Here is a 16768-nt window from a genome sequence, read left to right on the forward strand (position 1 = left end):
ACACCCGGCCGAACTTGGAAATGTGCGACAACCGGAAAAACTCAGATGACGCGCGCGACCGAGGCCTCCAGCGTCGATTTTAGCAGTTGCGGATCTATCGGTTTGTAAAACAGCGGCAGCTTTGCTTGTTTGCACTGCTGAACAAGCTCTTGTGATCGATTGGCTGAGATAATACAGCCGGGCAAATGCCCGAATTCATCCGTCAGGGCACGCATGGCGTCCGTCCCTGTTTTTCCGTTGTTCAATTGATAGTCGGCGACAACAAAGTCTGGCAGGATGCCTATTTCGCGCAGAAGGCCAATCGCTTCGCTTTCGCTTTCGCATTCCAGAACCTCGACGCCCCAGGATTCGATGGTCATGGTCAACGCGCCGCGCAGGTTTTCATCGTTTTCGATCAACAGGGCGACGGTGTTGCCCAGCACATTCAAGTTTGGTTTTTGTACCACTGAAGAGCAGAGAGAAACCTCTGGTTTCACCCGGGCCAAAGGTATTTCGACCGAAAACCCCGTGCCCTTTCCAACTTCGGAAAACAGGTGGATGGGGTGTTGTAGCAACCCGCAGGCCCGCTCGACAATCGCAAGACCCAACCCCATTCCTTCGGCGGCGCTGGCATCTGAATGCAAACGCTGAAATTCCTGAAACACGATATCTCTTTGATCTGATGCTATGCCAATGCCCGTATCCCAGACTTCCAAAGCAATTGCGTTCTTGCGATGCCTGACACCAACAAGAACTTTGCCGGTCTCGGTGTACCGGATCGCGTTTGACAGCAGATTCTGCAATATACGCCGAAGGTAACTGGCATCGCTTGTGACCAGAGCCTTTGTGTCAACAAAACGCAAACTCAAACCCTTGGCCTGGGCGACGGGCTTGAATGCGTCTTCCATCTGCAAGAAAAGCTCGCCCACCGACACTGTGGACAGATGCGCCTTGGCCCGCCCGGAATCCAGCTTTGAGATGTCCAGCAGGGCTTCGAGAATGTGTTCGACACTGTTCAGGGCGCTTTCTGCTTTTGCTGCAACGGTCCGGGCGGTGTCAGTGTCCAAACCGCTGCCCAGTGACGCAACATAGAGCTTTGCAGCAGACAGAGGCTGCAACAGGTCATGGCTGGCGGCGGCCACAAAACGCGATTTTGACGCGTTCGCCCGTTCAGCCTCGTTCAGCGCATCCGCAAGCTCCATTGTGCGTGACGCCACACGTTGTTCCAAAAGTTCCTTGGCTTCATACAAGGCCTGCGCAGACCTCCGTTCCGCAGTTACATCGGTAAAGGAAATCACAAAGCCCCGGTCTGGCATTTCCTGCGCAAAGACCGACAGGATTTTCGATCGCCCCTGATGCATCTGGAACTGAAGAGGGCGGCGGTAGGTTGGTCGGCTGACCCAATCCAGCAGATCCGCCTCGGTTATGCCTTTCTGAAAGCTGATGTTGTCGCCCAGGCGATTGGACAGGGTTTCAAACCGCATGCCCATCTGAAACTGAGTGATCGGTATGGCCAAAAGCTCGCTTGCGCGGGTGTTCCACCCGATCATGCGGTGCTTGTTGTCAAAGATACAGACGCCCTGATCGATATGTTCAAGCGTGGCGCGGATCAGCCGCGCCTTGTCGTCAAGAATGCGATCCCTTTCTTGCCGTTCGATCCGCATGATATCTGTCACGTCGGTTTGCAGGATCACGGTGCCCCCGTCTGGCGTGCGGTGTTCTGACACTTGCGTCCACCGATTGCCCGAAAGACGAACATTGAACACCACGTGGTCATCTGCGTGACGATCCAGACGGCTTTTGGCCCAGTCCTCTGGGCTCATTGTCTCTGGCAAGGACAGGAACCTGGATCGGCTGACCAGTTCCACGTAGTCGGCAAAACACAAGCCGGGGTTCAGCTGTTCCTGAATATCGGGCATATGCATCCCGAACCTGCTGTTGCACAGCACCAGTTCTTCGTCACGATTGAACAGGGCAAAGCCTTCCTGCACCGTTTCGATCGCATTTGCCAAATCTGCGCGCGCTGCTTCGGTTTCCTTGTTGGCCTGCGCCAACCTGGCGTTGGAGTCATTCAGAAGTTCAAGCGCGCGCTCAAGGTCATCCGTTCGGGCGCGAACCTCTTGTTCAAGCACCGCCGCCCGTTGGAACTGAGCATAAGCCGCGCCAGAGGCATTGGTGGATTCTTCGACCCGCCGCATCAGGGCTTCGGCAATTTTCCTGAGTTTTTCGTTCTGACGTTCAAGGGAGTCCGAGGGGTCTGTGAGATGCTCGATCATACCTTACTCTTTCTCGGGCGGGTATATCGCCACGCCGGTCAGGGTCTGGTTCACATGGATCGAATTGAATTGCTCTCCATAGGTCGAGAAACCGACCACGTGATGGCGAGACAGGATGTCCGAGATCGCGTGCGTCTTCTGCTTTTGCTGGGCCTCCAGCCGGCGAAGGATGCAGTCACAACCCAAAATGGTGTCGGGTTGCTGCTTCTCGGTCAACAGGCTGATTTCTTCCTGTAGATGTTCAACCATGTCCCGAGGTTCTGCCAGCGTCAGGACCAAGCCTTCGTCAATCGCCGAAAAAAAGACGAGATCGCCATTTCCCGCTACCTGCTGGATCGCGCGGACATGGTGTTGCCCGCCTATTTGCACAACGACTGGATGGGCCGCGAATGTGAATGTGGTGAGCTGTTCCGGGTCTTTGCCGAGAATACGGGCGTATTCGCGGGCAGCGGGTTCGGCATTGATTTCCTGAACGATGCGTTTTGCCGGGTCTGCCTTGGTCACGACCATGCGATAGGCGGTGGGCAGAAGGTGATCGGTCTTGAACACCTTGATCGGACACCGCGTGCGAACCTGCGTGAGTACGGCTGCGTTGCTTCTTGCCTGCCCCTGATACAGAACATAAGTGCGCCCGAATTTGGTTCCATCCCCGGCCGAACCGCCGAACAATGGCACCGGCCCCAGCCCCACAGCCAATTCCGACGTCAGTTCATCTTCTTTTGTCGACAACCCGTCAATCATCAGGAACGTGAATTCATGGCTCCAGTCGGGTGCGTTCGCCATCATCGTATTTCTGTTGTGGATCATCTCTTTGATGATGCTGTCGGACTCGAATTCGTTCAGATCCGGAACAAGAACCGTGCGTATGTCGAAATGGGATTGCGGCAGGCCGATCGCGACGATCTGATCTTCGCAATACCCACTATCCGCCAGCTCTCCGGCGGTGGTGCAACCAACAATCGGGGTCGGCGCAAAGGCGCGCTCGGCATCCGCGATCACCACGGATGCATCGGCGTTCGGGCTGACAAAAAGAATGACAAGCGCAAGTGGGTCATCACCCAACTGGCGTCTGAGGGTCTCGATCGACTGCCCGGTGTCGTGGCGTGCAAAAGCCGTTTTGACGATGCCTGGCGTGCGGGCCCGGGCTGTTGCCCACCCGACTGCTTGGTCCATCGTGCCTCCTCCCTAAAAGCGCGACGATGACGTGAGAGTATGACGCTTAGCCTTGGTCTTGCAAGACACTGGCAAAGGACGCTTTCTTGACGATCAGAACCGCCTGCGTACGACTTTGAACACCCAGTTTTCGCATTATTGCTGTCACGTGCGCTTTGACCGTCGTTTCCGCAATCGACAAGTCATAGGCGATTTGCTTGTTCAGTTTGCCTTCGCAGATCAGTTGCAGGATGCGCGCCTGTTGATTTGTCAGTGTCGCCAGTCGTTTGACCGCTTCGTCGTGTTCGTCCTCTTCCTCTGTGTCAATCAAAACACAGCCCTCTGGCACGAAAACGTCACCGGCGTGCACTGTCTCGAATGCAGTGCGGAACACGTCGCGCTGACTGTGCTTGGGGACATAGCCAGATGCGCCGGCCTGTATCACCTGGCTGACAACGCGGTTGTCCGTCAGCGACGACACCACGATCACCGGTGCGTTTGCGGCAGCCTTCAAGCGGATCAAACCTTCCAGGCCGTCCACATCCGGCAAATTGAGGTCCAGCATGACCGCATCGGGTTTCAGCCCACTTGCCAGCAGATCCAAGGCGTCCTCCAGCCGGTCTGCCGTATGGATTTTCCGGATCTGAGCCACACTTTGCAAGGTCATCGACAAGGCGTCGCAAAACAATGGATGGTCATCAACGATCAGCACGTTTTCGAAATTATTGCGCGCGGCGGATTCAGCAAGCATCTGGTATAGCCTTTTGCATTCAAATGGTCTCCAGCCTAACCAATCCTAGCGATGAATGAAAACCACGCATACTGGCGGAAGGTCGTATAGTAACGCGCACCCCGGATCAGAGGTACGCATCAGGGTTTTGCTGGATCCCGTGTCAGTTCGCCGATGCCAGTTCCTTTGGCGGGCGGAAGGTCCACAAGGTACCACCCTGGTTCAGATAGTTGACCTTCTTGGCCACCTCACCCCCCCAGAGCGGTGCAGTGCCGCCCCAGCCGGAAATGATCGCGACATATTGTTCACCATCCTGTTCCCAGGTCACAGACTGCCCGAGCCGGTCTGGAACGACCACAGCTTCTCGCTGGTCTCGTCGTCCAGCGCGATAAACTCACTTTCAGGCGCGCCAAAGAACACCAGGCCACCGGCTGTTGCCATCACGCCTGACCACAGCAGCGCGTTGTTCTTGTATCCCCATTCCCATTCGCCGGCATCCGGATCGATGGCCTTGAGAGACCCAATGTGATCTTCGTAGTTGGGTTTGATCGTAAAGCCTGCGCCCAGATAGGCGGCACCCTTCTTGTACGAGATCGGCTGGTTCCAGATATCCATGCCCCATTCGTTCGACCGTACATAAAAATTGCCGGTACGTTGCGAAAAGGACATCGGCATCCAGTTCTTGCCGCCAAGGAAAGAAGGCGATGCAAAGATCACTTCACCCTTCTTGTCATCAGCCGCTGACGACGGATCCCCGGGGCGGTTTTCTTCGACAAAGACCGGTCGGCCGGTCTCATCCACGCCGGACGCCCATGTTATGTCTTTGACAAACGGATTAGCCGATACAAAGGCACCGTCTTCGCGGTTCAGAAAATAGAAATACCCGTTGCGATCGGCGGTTGCGTAACGCTTGTTTCCTTCACGGTCGGTATAGGCAACAACCTCGTTTACACCGTCATAGTCCCAACCTTCGCGCGGCGTGGTCTGGAAATGCCACTTGATTTCGCCGGTTTTCGGATCGATTCCGATGCGGCTGGCCGCGTAAAGGTTGTCTCCGGCGTTACCTTCCGTCGGCGTGCCCGCATTGTGCAGCCACGAGTTCCACGGCGCCGGGTTTCCGACCCCGAAAACAAGCGTATCCGTGTCCGCGTCATAGGAACCACCCAGCCAGGTTGCGCCACCGCCGGTCTTCCACATGTCGCCGGGTCACGTCGCATTCAACTCGCCCGTCATGGTGCTTTCTTCATCGTTCAGCGTCTCCATATGGCCTTCTATGACCGGGCGTTCCCATACCGGATCACCGGTGTTCACGTCCCGTGCCTGCACAGCGCCAACGATGCCAAACTCACCACCGGAATTTCCGGTGATCACCAGCCCGTCAACGATCAGCGGAGCTGCGTTGTAAGAATACGCCGCCTTGTAGTCCGCGATTTTATCACGCCGCACGACGTCGCCGGTGTCTTTGTTCAGGGCCACAATCCGGGCATCAAGGGTGCCGAAAATCACCTTGTCGCCGTAGATGGCGGCACGCCGGTTCACCACGTCACAGCAAGGCAGAATGCCTTCGGGCAGGCACGCCTCGTATCGCCAGACCTCTTTGCCGGTTTCCAGATCAATTGCATAAAGGCGCGAATACGATCCGGTGATATACATCATGCCGCCATAGATCAGCGGCTGGGTTTCCTGCCCGCGCTGTTTTTCGCCACCAAGGCTGAACGCCCAGGCCGGCAACAGGTTCTTGACGTTGTCTTTGTTCAGCATGTCCAACGGGCTGTAGCGCTGCAAGTGGCGTCCCATCCCGTTTGTCACGACCTGGGTCGCAATTGACTGGTCGTTGGCCAGATCGTCCTCGGTAACTTCTGCATGGGCCGTGCCCACTGCAATCACGCTTGCAACTGCCGCCATTGTGAACCGGTTCATCAGTGTCCTCCCTAGGCTTGTGTCTTCCCTCCGCACCGAATCGCCGACAGGTCAGAGCTGTTGGCACGGCAACTATTCGCAGGCGGGTCTGTCGGCGAAATTGCACAATGGTCGTGGGGGCAATTCGCGCATTTCATCCGGGCTCCACACTCATGGTTTCGGCGGCACCAGCGGTGACTTATCGGACCACTTTCGGGCATCTGTCGCAACGGTTTGCGACGCGGCGCCGATCCTTCTCCCGGACGAACATGATCTTGATACGGTTGCGCCATTTGGCCCTGCACGTGTCGTTCGGAACGGGTCTGTCCCGCGACGTCCCGCCCAAAATGCAGGGATATGTTTCCTTGACCTTTCAGGCCGCCCAAAAATCTACCGACCACCATTGCCGCTGAAATTCAGGAGCTTGATTCAGTTTCCGGCGTCGATTTCAGAGCTGACCCAAGGTTCGGTTTCGCCCTTGACGACTTCCGCGTGGCGCGGGCGCGAGTCCACCAGGGCGTTGGCGAACAACTCCTGTGTTTCAGTATCGATCCAATGAGCCATATTGATGGTCTCGGACGTGGTGACAGCGATCGTGCCGTCTGGTGAGACCGCCACCCCTTCCGGCTCGATACTCACGTCTATCTGGGCAATTACGGTCCGCGATACCGTGTCGACAACAGTTGTTATCGCGTCATCTTCGTTGGCGATGTACAGATGCCGATCATTCGGGTGCAAAACGAACTGTTCGGGGTCTTCGCCCGACGGCAGATCATAAAGGACTTCTCCGGTTTCAGGATCCATGACCTGCACCGAGTCATTATCTGACGCGCAGATGTAGAGAACCGAGTAGTCCTTGGAAAATGTGATCCCGCGTGGTCGTTCTCCGGTTTTAAGGGTGCGGATCACTTCAAACGTTTCGATATTGATCACGCTGAGCGTGTCGTCTTTTTCATTGCTGATCCAAATCTCGTCCGAAACCGCCGGAGTGCAAAATGCAGCAGCGGCCAAAAAGACGGAAAACTTTATCTTTAGTCCTCGCTAAAGGCCGTGCACAGGCATTCGGCCTGGTCAATTCCCAGAGTGTCCAGTTCAGTCCTGTGGTGCAGGAAACCCGCGAGCGGTGCGAGGGCCACGACCGCTCGATCCGTCATCAGCGGGAAGGGATGGCGCAACTGACCGTTCCAGGCGCGGAAACTCATCGCCCGGCCCTTGAAGCCTGCCAGTTCAAATTTTTCCAACAGAATGTAGTCCCGCAGAACCGCGGGATCGCCAGATTGCGTTCGGGCCACGGCCTCGCCCAAGGACCGAAACGCAACCCATGCCGCATAGTCGATTGGCCTCATCGACCGGCCTGCTTAACCGGCGAACCGGCTCTGCAACTGAACCGCGCCCCATTGCTCGACCACAGGCGACCACGTGACCGGTCGCAACCCTTCCGAACCTGCGACCGGCCTGGGTTCCCATGTGTTGAACGGTATATATCTTGCGAAGTCGCCCAACTCATCCGCGACCAACGTGACATCGTAGTCCACGAAATCCTACGTGAAAACAGGAACTTCCTGCGCCGCATTGTGCCTCATGTAAGCATCGAAACGCCAGGTCTTTTCCGCCCGAATTTCCAGTCCGAATTTGGTCAGGGACAGTTTCATTGCGTCAGCAAAGGCCATGTCCGACTGGTGTTCTCCGGCGACCAGAACCAGATCGTCCCAGCGCCTTTTGACCAGAAATTGTGCCAGAGCGTTCGCGCGCATCGCATCGGACGGCATGGTGTGCAGCAGGTTGGCACGGCTAGGCGGTATGTCTTAAGTCGCGGTCGCGGGCAGACGCGTTGAGCAAGATGGCGTCGGCGGCCTCGGGAAGATCAGCGACCGCCAGTTGCGCCTGCGCCGGAGCGTCCAATATCAGGAAGCTTGTCTGGGACAAGGCCCGGCGCGCCGTATCAAGCCAATTCCCGTCTTCCGGGACGGTCAAAACTGTCAGTTCATACGTGTGGCCCAGAAACTTGGCCGTTGTCAGGTTGTCTTACAAAGCCAGTTCTGCACCTGCCGTGCCCAGATCGTCGGGCAATGGGTCAAGGTTCGACAAAACCGGTGGTCGTCTGACCTGTTGATGAAGATAGACAACAGATACAGAGACCTCAGCTGCAGCAACCATTGGCAACAGAACAAGAGTTGCAAAGACGCAAAAAACATGGCCGTGTTTGCTCCTCCTCCGATGCTGCTCTACTAAAATTAGTCCTTGGACGGCATGCCATTCGACCTTAGTCGCACGCAGCGGCTCATCTGCAAACAAGGTCGAATTTCACGATGGTTTTCCCTGAGCTAAGACCAGAGCCAGCATCAGAAGGAGGAGACGAAGGGTCTTGTGTTTTTCAACACAGCGCTGGCTGGCCTGACCGCAGGTGGCATGGCGTTTTCGCACGGAGACGTCGCCCCGCGACCTGCTGGCCGCGATGGCCGACGGCGGGGAAGGTGATGCCGCAGCGCTTCAGTCGTCGGATCTCAGCCAGATTGCCGGCACTGTGGAAACAGGATCGGGCGCCCTGCGGCTGACAGCGTGGCCTTTCGCGCCGCTGTTCTAATCTCGGGCGACAGCCCTGATTTCTCATAGGCGGCGGAGCAACTGACAATTGGATTGTCTGCCGCGCAATAGGACGGCAGACTGAGACACATGATCGGACGCACATTTTTTCTCTCCCTGTTGGCTGCCACTCTTTCAAACGGAATGGCGATGGCCCGATGCGAGGATCATGTGCCTCAACCCAAACCACAAAACGCCAGCCGGGATATCGTTGGCGCTGATCTCGATACCATCGTCGCGCGCGGCTATATCAAATTTGCGGCTCATGACGAGTTTGCCCCGTGGTCCTATGAGAAAGACGGCAAGATACAGGGCGTGGATATCAACACCGGAACATTGATCGCCGAAGAGCTGGGTGTCGACGCGCGTTTCAATCTGGTGGCTGCCGGCGAAAACCTTGAGGCCAGGCTGACGCCAGAGCTTGACATCCATACCCCACCCCTGCCCGGTTTTGCCGTCAGTTCATGGACCACTGGCGTGGCCGTTCATTTCGCCTATCGCGGCCTCGGCTATGCTGTGGACGATGCCATTTACGCGGCGTTGCAGGATGGGCGCATCGCCGAAATCTTCAAACGTCACGGCCTTACACATTCGCCGCCCATGCTGCGGTGACTACACCCAAGGTCTTATAGGCAAGGCTGCGAACACCGCGTAGCGTAACAAAAATATACTTGGAGAAGTGATATGGAACTCAATGACAGCCGCGTCATCGCCGCGCCGCGTTCCAAAGTCTGGGCCGCGCTTTTGTCGGCAGATGTTCTGAAGGAATGCGTGCCGGGATGTCAGGAGATGACAGGCTCGGTCGAAGACGGGTTCGAGGCCACCGTCGTGCAGAAAGTAGGCCCGGTCAAAGCGACGTTCAAAGGCTCTGTGACCCTTTCTGATCTCGTGGAGCTTGAAAGCGTGAAGTTATCGGGTGAAGGTAAGGGAGGAGCCGCCGGATTTGCCAAAGGCGCGGCCGACGTCACCTTGTCGGATGCCCCCGAAGGCACACTACTGACCTACGCGGTCGATGCACGCGTCGGTGGCAAACTGGCTCAGTTGGGGGGGCGCGTGATCGATGGGGTTGCCAGAAAAATGGCCGACCAGTTCTTTGAGAACTTCCAGAATGCGGTCGAACCTCAGGATGTGCCCGAGCCCGAAACCTCGGAAGAAGGCGAGACCGGGGAAGAAAAGAAAGGTTGGATCAAGCGCGTGTTAGGCGGTTGATCCTTTGGAATTCAGGGAGGAGAAAGTCATGAAAATTTCCATGACCGTGAACGGCAAAGCCGTAAGCGGAGACGTCGAGGGCCGGACATTGCTGTCCGGTTTTCTGCGCGATCATCTGTCTTTGACGGGCACGCATGTGGGGTGCGACACAGCGCAATGCGGTGCTTGCGTGGTGCATGTGAATGGCGAAGCGGTGAAATCGTGCAACATGCTGGCCGCCGAAGCAGATGGGGCCGATGTCGGCACGATCGAAGGCCAGGCAACAGCGGATGGCTCACTGAACGTGATACAGCAGGCGTTTCAGGATCACCACGGTCTGCAATGCGGATTCTGCACTCCGGGCATGGTGATGAGCGCCGCCGCGCTGCTGAAAGAGAACCCGCGCCCAACCGAGGCCGAAATCCGGAAGTATCTGGAGGGCAACCTGTGCCGCTGTACTGGGTATCACAACATCGTCAAAGCGATCATGGCCGCATCCGGCCAGGACGTGGGCAGCATCGCTGCGGAATGATGCCGCTGCGGGCGTCGGAAACACGCCCGTGGGATGAGTGAGGGATGCAGCAGCATCCGTTTATGGGAGGAGAATAAGCAATGCCCAAAGACAGTGGCATCGGAGCCAGTTCCAAGCGGCGCGAGGACGTACGCTTTCTGACCGGAGCAGGCAATTATACCGACGACATCAACGTACATGGCCAGGCCTATGTGCATTTTCTGCGGTCCGACATCGCGCATGGCCGGATAAAATCCCTGGACACTTCGGCGGCCGAAGGCATGCCGGGCGTGATCAAGGTTTTTACCGGCAAGGATTTCGAAGGCGTGGGCGGCATGCCCTGCGGCTGGGAAGTCACCGACAAGCACGGCGCGCCGATGCAAGAGCCGCCGCACCCCATTCTGGCGCAAGGCAAAGTGCGCCATGTTGGCGATCCGATTGCTGCCGTTGTGGCCGACAGCCTTGAACAGGCGCGCGACGCGGCTGAGGCAATCGATGTGGATATCGAAGAACTGCCCGCGGTGATCGACATGAAGGCAGCCGCGCAGGATGGCGCGACGCTGGTCCATGACGATCTGAAGAACAACATCTGCTATGACTGGCAGTTGGGTGAGGCGGACGATGCCAAGGTGAACGAAGTGTTTGCCAACGCCGCGCATGTCACCACGCTGGAACTGGTGAACAACCGGCTGGTCGCCAACCCGATGGAACCGCGCGTGGCCGTGGCGGAATACAGCCGGGGCACGGATGAGTATACGCTCTATACCACGTCGCAGAACCCGCATGTGATCCGGCTGCTGATGTGCGCCTTTGTGCTCGGCCTGCCCGAACACAAGGTCCGCGTCGTGGCGCCGGATGTGGGCGGCGGTTTCGGCACCAAGATTTTCCACTATGCGGAAGAGGCATTCTGCACCTTTGCCGCCAAGGCCTGCAACCGCCCGGTCAAGTGGACGGCCAGCCGGTCCGAGGCGTTCATGTCGGATGCACAGGGCCGCGACCATGTCAGCAAGATCGAGCTGGCGCTGGATGCCGACAACAATTTCGTCGGCCTGCGTACCAACACATACGCCAATCTGGGCGCGTATCTGTCCACCTTTTCCAGCTCGGTCCCGACCTGGCTGCACGGCACGCTGATGGCGGGCAACTACAAGACGCCGGTCATTCAGGTGAACGTGAAGGCGATGTTCACCAACACGGTGCCGGTGGACGCCTATCGCGGCGCGGGCCGCCCCGAAGCGACATACCAGTTGGAACGTGTGATCGACAAAGCCGCGCGCGAACTGGGTGTCGATCCGATCGCCCTGCGGCGACAGAACTTTGTCACCCAGTTCCCCTATGACACGCCGGTGGCGCTGACCTATGACACCGGGGATTACAACGGGACGATGGACAAGCTTGAGGCTGCGGCTGATCTGGCGGGCTTTGCAGCACGACGCGCGCAGAGTGAGGCCAAAGGCAAGCTGCGCGGTCTCGGCGTCAATTGCTATATCGAGGCTTGTGGTATCGCGCCTTCGAATATCGTCGGCATGTTGGGAGCCCGTGCGGGACTTTACGACGCGGCGACAGTTCGGGTGAACGCCACCGGTTCGATAAGTGTGATGGTTGGCGCACACAGCCACGGGCAAGGCCATGAAACAGCATTCCCGCAGGTCGTGGCCGACATGATCGGCATCGACGAGTCAATGGTCGAGATCGTGCACGGGGACACCTCGAAGATCCCGTTTGGCATGGGCACCTATGGCTCACGCTCGCTGGCGGTCTGCGGCTCGGCTATGGTCAAGGCCACCGAGAAGGTGATCGACAAGGCCAAAAAGATTGCAGCCCATTTGCTGGAAGCGTCCGAGGCAGATATCGAACTTAAGGACGGTCAGTTCAGTGTTGCGGGGACCGACAAGTCGGTGGCGTGGGGGGATGTGACCCTTACGGCTTATGTACCGCACAACTATCCGCTGGAAGTTGAACCGGGACTGGAGGAAACCGCGTTTTACGACCCGGCCAACTTTACTTTCCCGGCAGGGGCTTATGCCTGTGAGGTCGAGGTTGATCCAGACACAGGTCAGGTCACGATTGAGAAGTTCACGGCTGCGGATGACTTTGGCAATATCGTCAATCCAATGATCGTTGATGGCCAGGTGCATGGCGGTATTGGTCAGGGCATCGGTCAAGCCCTGCTGGAGAACTGTGCCTATGACGAGAACGGCCAGCTGCTGAGTGCGTCCTTCATGGACTATGCGATGCCGCGTGCGGATGACGTGCCATTCTACGGCGTAGATCATTCCAGCCAGACGCCGTGTACGCACAATCCGCTTGGTGTGAAGGGTTGCGGCGAGGCCGGTGCGATCGGCTCACCGCCTGCGGTGGTCAACGCGGTGCTGGATGCGTTGAACTCAGGTGGAAGGGCTGTTGATCATATCGACATGCCGATGAGCCCGTCACGCGTTTGGACGGCGATGCATGGTTGAGAGGTTAAGGTGCGAGGGGCCAGCCCCTCGCGCTCCCCGGGATTTTTATAGCCAGATGAAGGGCGGATCAGCGCCTTTTCGGAAAGGAAGAACGAAATGTACAATTTCGAGTTTGAGAAGCCCTCGACCATTGCTGACGCGGTTGCAGCATTGGCAGCAGAGGATGCGCAGGCGTTGGGAGGCGGACAGACGCTGATCCCAACATTGAAGCAACGGTTGGCGGCCCCGTCCAAGTTGGTGTCGGTGAGCGGAATTCCCGAGATGCAAGGCGTTTGCATCGAGGATGACGGATCGGTGTCGATCGGTGGCGCGACGCCCCACGCTGTCGTCGCCCGCGAGGCCGTGGGCTCGTATCCAGCGCTTGCAGCGCTGGCCGGTCAGATTGGCGATCCGGCAGTTCGCAACCGCGGGACGATTGGCGGCTCGGTTGCCAACAATGACCCTGCGGCCTGTTATCCGGCAGGGGTATTGGGATCAGGGGCGACTATCGTGACCAATACCCGCCAGATTGCCGCCGATGACTTTTTCCAGGGAATGTTCACGACGGCGCTGGATGAGGGTGAAATCATCACATCGGTCCGTTTCCCGGTGCCGCAAGCGGCGAGCTACCGGAAGTTCCTTCAGCCAGCCTCGCGTTTTGCGCTTGTCGGGGTCTACCTGGCCCGCTTTGCGGACGGGGTGCGCGTCGCGGTAACCGGCGCGAGCGAGGACGGCGTTTTCCGGTGGTCCGAGGCTGAACAGGCGCTGAACAAGGAATTTCGCCCTGATGCCCTTATGGACCTGCGCGTAAACCCGGCGAACATGATTGCGGATCTGCATGGGAGCAAGGAGTATCGAGCGCATCTTGTTTCGGTCATGACCAAACGCACGGTTGAAGACTGCTTGTAAAGAATTGGTCGGGAAAATCGAAAAGTCCCGGTGTTATCCGGGGCTTTTTATCCTTGCAGCGTCACCACTTTCCCATTGGGGCGTACACGGATCGCGATGCGCTCGCCGGCTGCCTGCGCAAGGGTCGCTGCTATTTCAGCCTCGGAAGCATGACGGAATGCTGTTGAAAGCGCGTCTGCCGTCGTAGCATCCGGTGCCTGGACACTGACCGTTGACCAAAGCGGTGCGTTTCCGCCCATCGGGTCGATGATGTGAGCGCCGCCCGACCGCAGGCGCATGACGTCAGCGCTGGACGTAGCAATGGCGCGGTCCTTCAAATGCGTGACTTCGACAAGTCGGTGCACTGGATCCGTGACGCCCAGCAGCCGCTGACGACCACTTGCATAATATTCTCCGATATTGACCAGAACCTTTTCCCACCCGGCTTTGCGCAAGGCGCGAACGACCAGATCGGTGGCGAAACCTTGAGCGATGACGTTCAGGATAAGCGCTTGATCAGGGCCCAATTGCACGAGTTCCTTAGTTAGACCTACGCGGTTCCATCCGATCAGCCTTCGCGCGTGTTGAGCCTCATTCTCGGACGCGGCAAGCCAAATTGGCTGAACTGTGGGATCAAAGCGACCATTTGTGAGGTCGTAAGCCGCGCTGCACGCTGTCAAAAGAGACACAAAAGCGGGATCGGGGCTTTTGAGATACCCTTTCCGGTTGAGCTCCGACAGGGCAGAGTTCGGGCGATACAGGCTGAAGAGCGCCTCGCATTCCTCCAGAATGGATCGCAGAGCGGCAATGGCATGTTCTGCCTCCAAAGGGTCAGCATCCAGTGTCAGGCTGATTTCGGCCCCCATGGCGTAGCCACGCCGACGGATAGGCTGTGCATGAGACGGAGATGCCAGTGCTGCGGCAGATATGGCCAGAAAGCGGCGACGGTTGTTCATTCGGCTGCAACCTCTCTCGTGCGGCGGCGGGCCGCGACGATCAGGGGAACGCAGCGGTTGCGGTCGTTATATATGGCGACGCAGTCGAGATACTGAAAACACTCATCAAACTGAATTTGCCCGGCTTGCGTGATCGCGCCAAATTTGCATTTGACCTTGCGTAGCTGACAGGGTGACCCGCATTCGGCGCGGCGTTCGATACAGTCGCGGCCCCGAAGCAACCCACCGATCGCAAGGAACACGCACAAGGGGCAGGCATATCGGCAAAAGCCCTTGAACACCGCCATTCCCAGAACCAGCCAGAAGATGGCGTAGGCGACATAATACCATTCGCAAAAAAAGAAGGTCGTGATCGCTGTTTTGAAGGGCTCAACCTCTGCCGCTTTATCGACCTGATCAGGTGCGGCAAAGACAACGCAAGCAAGGCCGTCAGTACCGCGTATTTCAACCATTTCAAACGGTTGCCCATTTTTTTGACGGTTCAATCCGAGGGATACGAAGGGCTTTGCCCAGATGATGTGCGAATTCCTGAAGGGCACAGAAAGGGCAGAGCCATCCGCAGAACAATCCCCTGCCCCAAGCAATCAAACCCGCAAGGGTCACGGCCCAGATCAGCAACGAGAACGGATCATAGAACAGGAAGGCAGAACTGCCGCTGTCCAATGCCGTACGCAATGCCCCCAAGACCGTGACGATCCATAGCTGCCCTTGCCCCCACCAACCCACGAAAACTGTGACAAGGGCAAGAACGCCCAGACGTACGGGAGTGAACAATGGTCGCGCCGCAAGGGCATTCATTCGCAGGGCCTAAACGGCCAACAGTGCAGCCAGAAACGCACCCAGGAAAACCAGATCCAACTGGCGATTTCACAGCGCTTCAAGCCAGGGCGGTGCCGGAACAATCTGTTCTGGTCGATCAAAGAACCTTTCAGGTGAGATATGTGCACCATCCAAAGTGACGGATCCTGTTTCAGGCTGGAACATGCCATGTTCGCGAACTGCAAGAACCTTCAACACCCATTCTCGGGAAGGTTCGAACCCCAGGCGCCGGTCGGTGCGCAGGATCATGGCAACGCCATCTGGCATGTTATCCGCCAACTCGACCAGCAGATCGGTATCACGCAGAGCGACCGGCAATCCGCTCTGCTCGGCCGAAATCCAGTCCGGCGCGGTATTGCGTACAAAGTCTTCGCTGACCGGACCATGGCGCACCGTTTCGATCACAAGGATCGGCTCGTCATTGTCCGAAATTTCCATGAAGCGCTGCACCTCTTCATAACTGTCCGTGGTCAAGGCAGCGCGAGCGATGGCTTTTGGGCCCACATCCACGACCCACAGATCCAGATAAGGGTCGTCGGGACTGTACTGCGGCTCGGGATCGTCATCTTCCCAAAGGGTGCCATTGAACAGAGCGTCAACTTGCGCATTCGTGTAGACCTTGCATGTGGCGATGCCCTGATCGATCAAATCCTGCCAGTTGAGTTCTTCTTGATAATCGGGATCCGGAAATGCAGGCGGCGCGGTTGCCAATCCCTGCATTTTCTCGCGCGCGACTGTCAAAGCAGCGCCCATGACCGATTCATGCACGATCCGCACAACTTGCCGTCGCCTTTGTAACCCCGTCCAGATAGACCAATGACGACCCGCTTGCTGCATCGCCGTACGGGGTTCCGACAACGATGGAATCCGAGATCGAAAGGCCCCTGTATTGCTCGAAGAATTTGTGGAAAGGGGCTCTCCGAGCCCTAAAACAAAGATCGGTTCGTTATGTTCAATCAACTGCACGTCAATAAAACGCCCTTCAAGATCCAGCACGATCAACATGTTGATTGGTGCGCCCGAAAAACCGGGCAATGGCGCCAAGGGTTTCGATTCAAAGACATAGCCTGCATCGGCCCCGCCGGAGTTCAGCAGACTGTAGACGCCGTTTTCGTACAACGCCGCCCCCAATGCGAACGGCGCGCGGATGTAGGATTCGATATCATCGCGCGACACAGGTTCAACCAAAATCACCAGGCCGCCGAAAAGCAGCATCAGAATGCCTGTGAGTACGCGCATGATCGAAAGACTAACTTTCCACCCTTCGCCGGGACATTCGACGATAGTTCTAAGTCCCTGCCCGCGGCCCTAAGGCAGTCCTGCGTCCAAAGTTGCAGCCGCAAGGA

At 57.5% G+C, this 16768-nt stretch carries 17 protein-coding genes and 3 pseudogenes; 6 read left to right on the plus strand and 14 right to left on the minus strand.

Annotated elements, in window-relative coordinates:
- Positions 1 to 41 precede the first annotated feature (41 nt).
- The 10 genes and pseudogenes from I9184_RS09435 to I9184_RS21090 form a co-directional block, all read right to left on the minus strand.
- Positions 42 to 2255, minus strand: coding sequence for a PAS-domain containing protein (locus I9184_RS09435; protein ID WP_209833994.1), 2214 nt, complete (start codon positions 2253 to 2255; stop codon positions 42 to 44).
- A 3-nt stretch (positions 2256 to 2258) separates the two neighbouring features.
- Positions 2259 to 3428, minus strand: coding sequence for an FIST N-terminal domain-containing protein (locus tag I9184_RS09440; RefSeq protein ID WP_171723722.1), 1170 nt, complete (start codon positions 3426 to 3428; stop codon positions 2259 to 2261).
- Between the two features lie 46 nt (positions 3429 to 3474).
- The gene (locus I9184_RS09445) at positions 3475 to 4158 is read right to left on the minus strand and encodes a response regulator transcription factor (protein WP_171635969.1); all 684 of its coding nucleotides are present in this window, start codon (positions 4156 to 4158) and stop codon (positions 3475 to 3477) included.
- Positions 4159 to 4300: 142 nt separating this feature from the next.
- A pseudogene (locus I9184_RS09450) lies at positions 4301 to 6057 on the minus strand (PQQ-dependent methanol/ethanol family dehydrogenase).
- A gap of 178 nt (positions 6058 to 6235) precedes the next feature.
- Positions 6236 to 6337: pseudogene (locus tag I9184_RS09455) on the minus strand (IS5/IS1182 family transposase); the annotation flags it as partial.
- Between the two features lie 143 nt (positions 6338 to 6480).
- Positions 6481 to 7065: pseudogene (locus I9184_RS09460) on the minus strand (hypothetical protein); the annotation flags it as partial.
- Between the two features lie 2 nt (positions 7066 to 7067).
- A complete protein-coding gene (locus I9184_RS21075) occupies positions 7068 to 7382 on the minus strand; it encodes a hypothetical protein (RefSeq protein ID WP_245223505.1) in 315 nt (104 codons plus the stop codon).
- A gap of 12 nt (positions 7383 to 7394) precedes the next feature.
- The gene (locus I9184_RS21080) at positions 7395 to 7571 is read right to left on the minus strand and encodes a hypothetical protein (RefSeq protein WP_348539519.1); all 177 of its coding nucleotides are present in this window, start codon (positions 7569 to 7571) and stop codon (positions 7395 to 7397) included.
- Positions 7572 to 7577: 6 nt separating this feature from the next.
- A complete protein-coding gene (locus I9184_RS21085) occupies positions 7578 to 7805 on the minus strand; it encodes a hypothetical protein (protein WP_348539520.1) in 228 nt (75 codons plus the stop codon).
- A 22-nt stretch (positions 7806 to 7827) separates the two neighbouring features.
- Positions 7828 to 8010: a hypothetical protein gene (locus I9184_RS21090; RefSeq protein WP_348539521.1), complete on the minus strand. Its 183-nt coding sequence runs from the start codon at positions 8008 to 8010 to the stop codon at positions 7828 to 7830.
- A 430-nt stretch (positions 8011 to 8440) separates the two neighbouring features.
- Between I9184_RS21090 and I9184_RS09470 the strand changes: the two genes are divergently transcribed.
- From I9184_RS09470 to I9184_RS09495, 6 genes are all read left to right on the plus strand, one after another.
- Positions 8441 to 8620: a hypothetical protein gene (locus I9184_RS09470; RefSeq protein ID WP_209833996.1), complete on the plus strand. Its 180-nt coding sequence runs from the start codon at positions 8441 to 8443 to the stop codon at positions 8618 to 8620.
- An 89-nt stretch (positions 8621 to 8709) separates the two neighbouring features.
- A complete protein-coding gene (locus I9184_RS09475) occupies positions 8710 to 9231 on the plus strand; it encodes a transporter substrate-binding domain-containing protein (RefSeq protein WP_209833998.1) in 522 nt (173 codons plus the stop codon).
- Between the two features lie 72 nt (positions 9232 to 9303).
- Positions 9304 to 9828: a carbon monoxide dehydrogenase subunit G gene (locus I9184_RS09480; RefSeq protein ID WP_209834000.1), complete on the plus strand. Its 525-nt coding sequence runs from the start codon at positions 9304 to 9306 to the stop codon at positions 9826 to 9828.
- A gap of 28 nt (positions 9829 to 9856) precedes the next feature.
- Positions 9857 to 10339: a (2Fe-2S)-binding protein gene (locus I9184_RS09485; RefSeq protein WP_152460328.1), complete on the plus strand. Its 483-nt coding sequence runs from the start codon at positions 9857 to 9859 to the stop codon at positions 10337 to 10339.
- Positions 10340 to 10419: 80 nt separating this feature from the next.
- Positions 10420 to 12780, plus strand: a complete 2361-nt coding sequence (locus tag I9184_RS09490) for a xanthine dehydrogenase family protein molybdopterin-binding subunit (RefSeq protein ID WP_209834002.1) — start codon at positions 10420 to 10422, stop codon at positions 12778 to 12780.
- A gap of 96 nt (positions 12781 to 12876) precedes the next feature.
- Positions 12877 to 13668 carry a xanthine dehydrogenase family protein subunit M gene (locus I9184_RS09495; RefSeq protein ID WP_209834003.1) on the plus strand — a complete coding sequence of 264 codons (792 nt, stop codon included), beginning with the start codon at positions 12877 to 12879 and terminating at the stop codon, positions 13666 to 13668.
- A gap of 47 nt (positions 13669 to 13715) precedes the next feature.
- Here the strand turns inward: I9184_RS09495 and I9184_RS09500 are convergent, their stop codons facing one another.
- The 4 genes from I9184_RS09500 to I9184_RS21105 form a co-directional block, all read right to left on the minus strand.
- Entirely contained in the window at positions 13716 to 14603 is an 888-nt protein-coding gene (locus I9184_RS09500; protein ID WP_209834005.1) for an FAD:protein FMN transferase, read from the minus strand.
- The gene (locus I9184_RS21095; RefSeq protein ID WP_348539522.1) at positions 14600 to 15055 is read right to left on the minus strand and encodes a hypothetical protein; all 456 of its coding nucleotides are present in this window, start codon (positions 15053 to 15055) and stop codon (positions 14600 to 14602) included. Before I9184_RS21095 ends, I9184_RS09500 begins: the two co-directional genes overlap by 4 nt.
- A 1-nt stretch (position 15056) precedes the next feature.
- Entirely contained in the window at positions 15057 to 15401 is a 345-nt protein-coding gene (locus I9184_RS21100; protein ID WP_348539523.1) for a 4Fe-4S binding protein, read from the minus strand.
- 69 nt (positions 15402 to 15470) lie between these two features.
- Entirely contained in the window at positions 15471 to 16661 is a 1191-nt protein-coding gene (locus I9184_RS21105) for a hypothetical protein (protein WP_348539524.1), read from the minus strand.
- Positions 16662 to 16768 lie beyond the last annotated feature (107 nt).

This window comes from Ruegeria sp. HKCCE3926 (genome assembly GCF_017872515.1).
Lineage (GTDB): Bacteria > Pseudomonadota > Alphaproteobacteria > Rhodobacterales > Rhodobacteraceae > Ruegeria.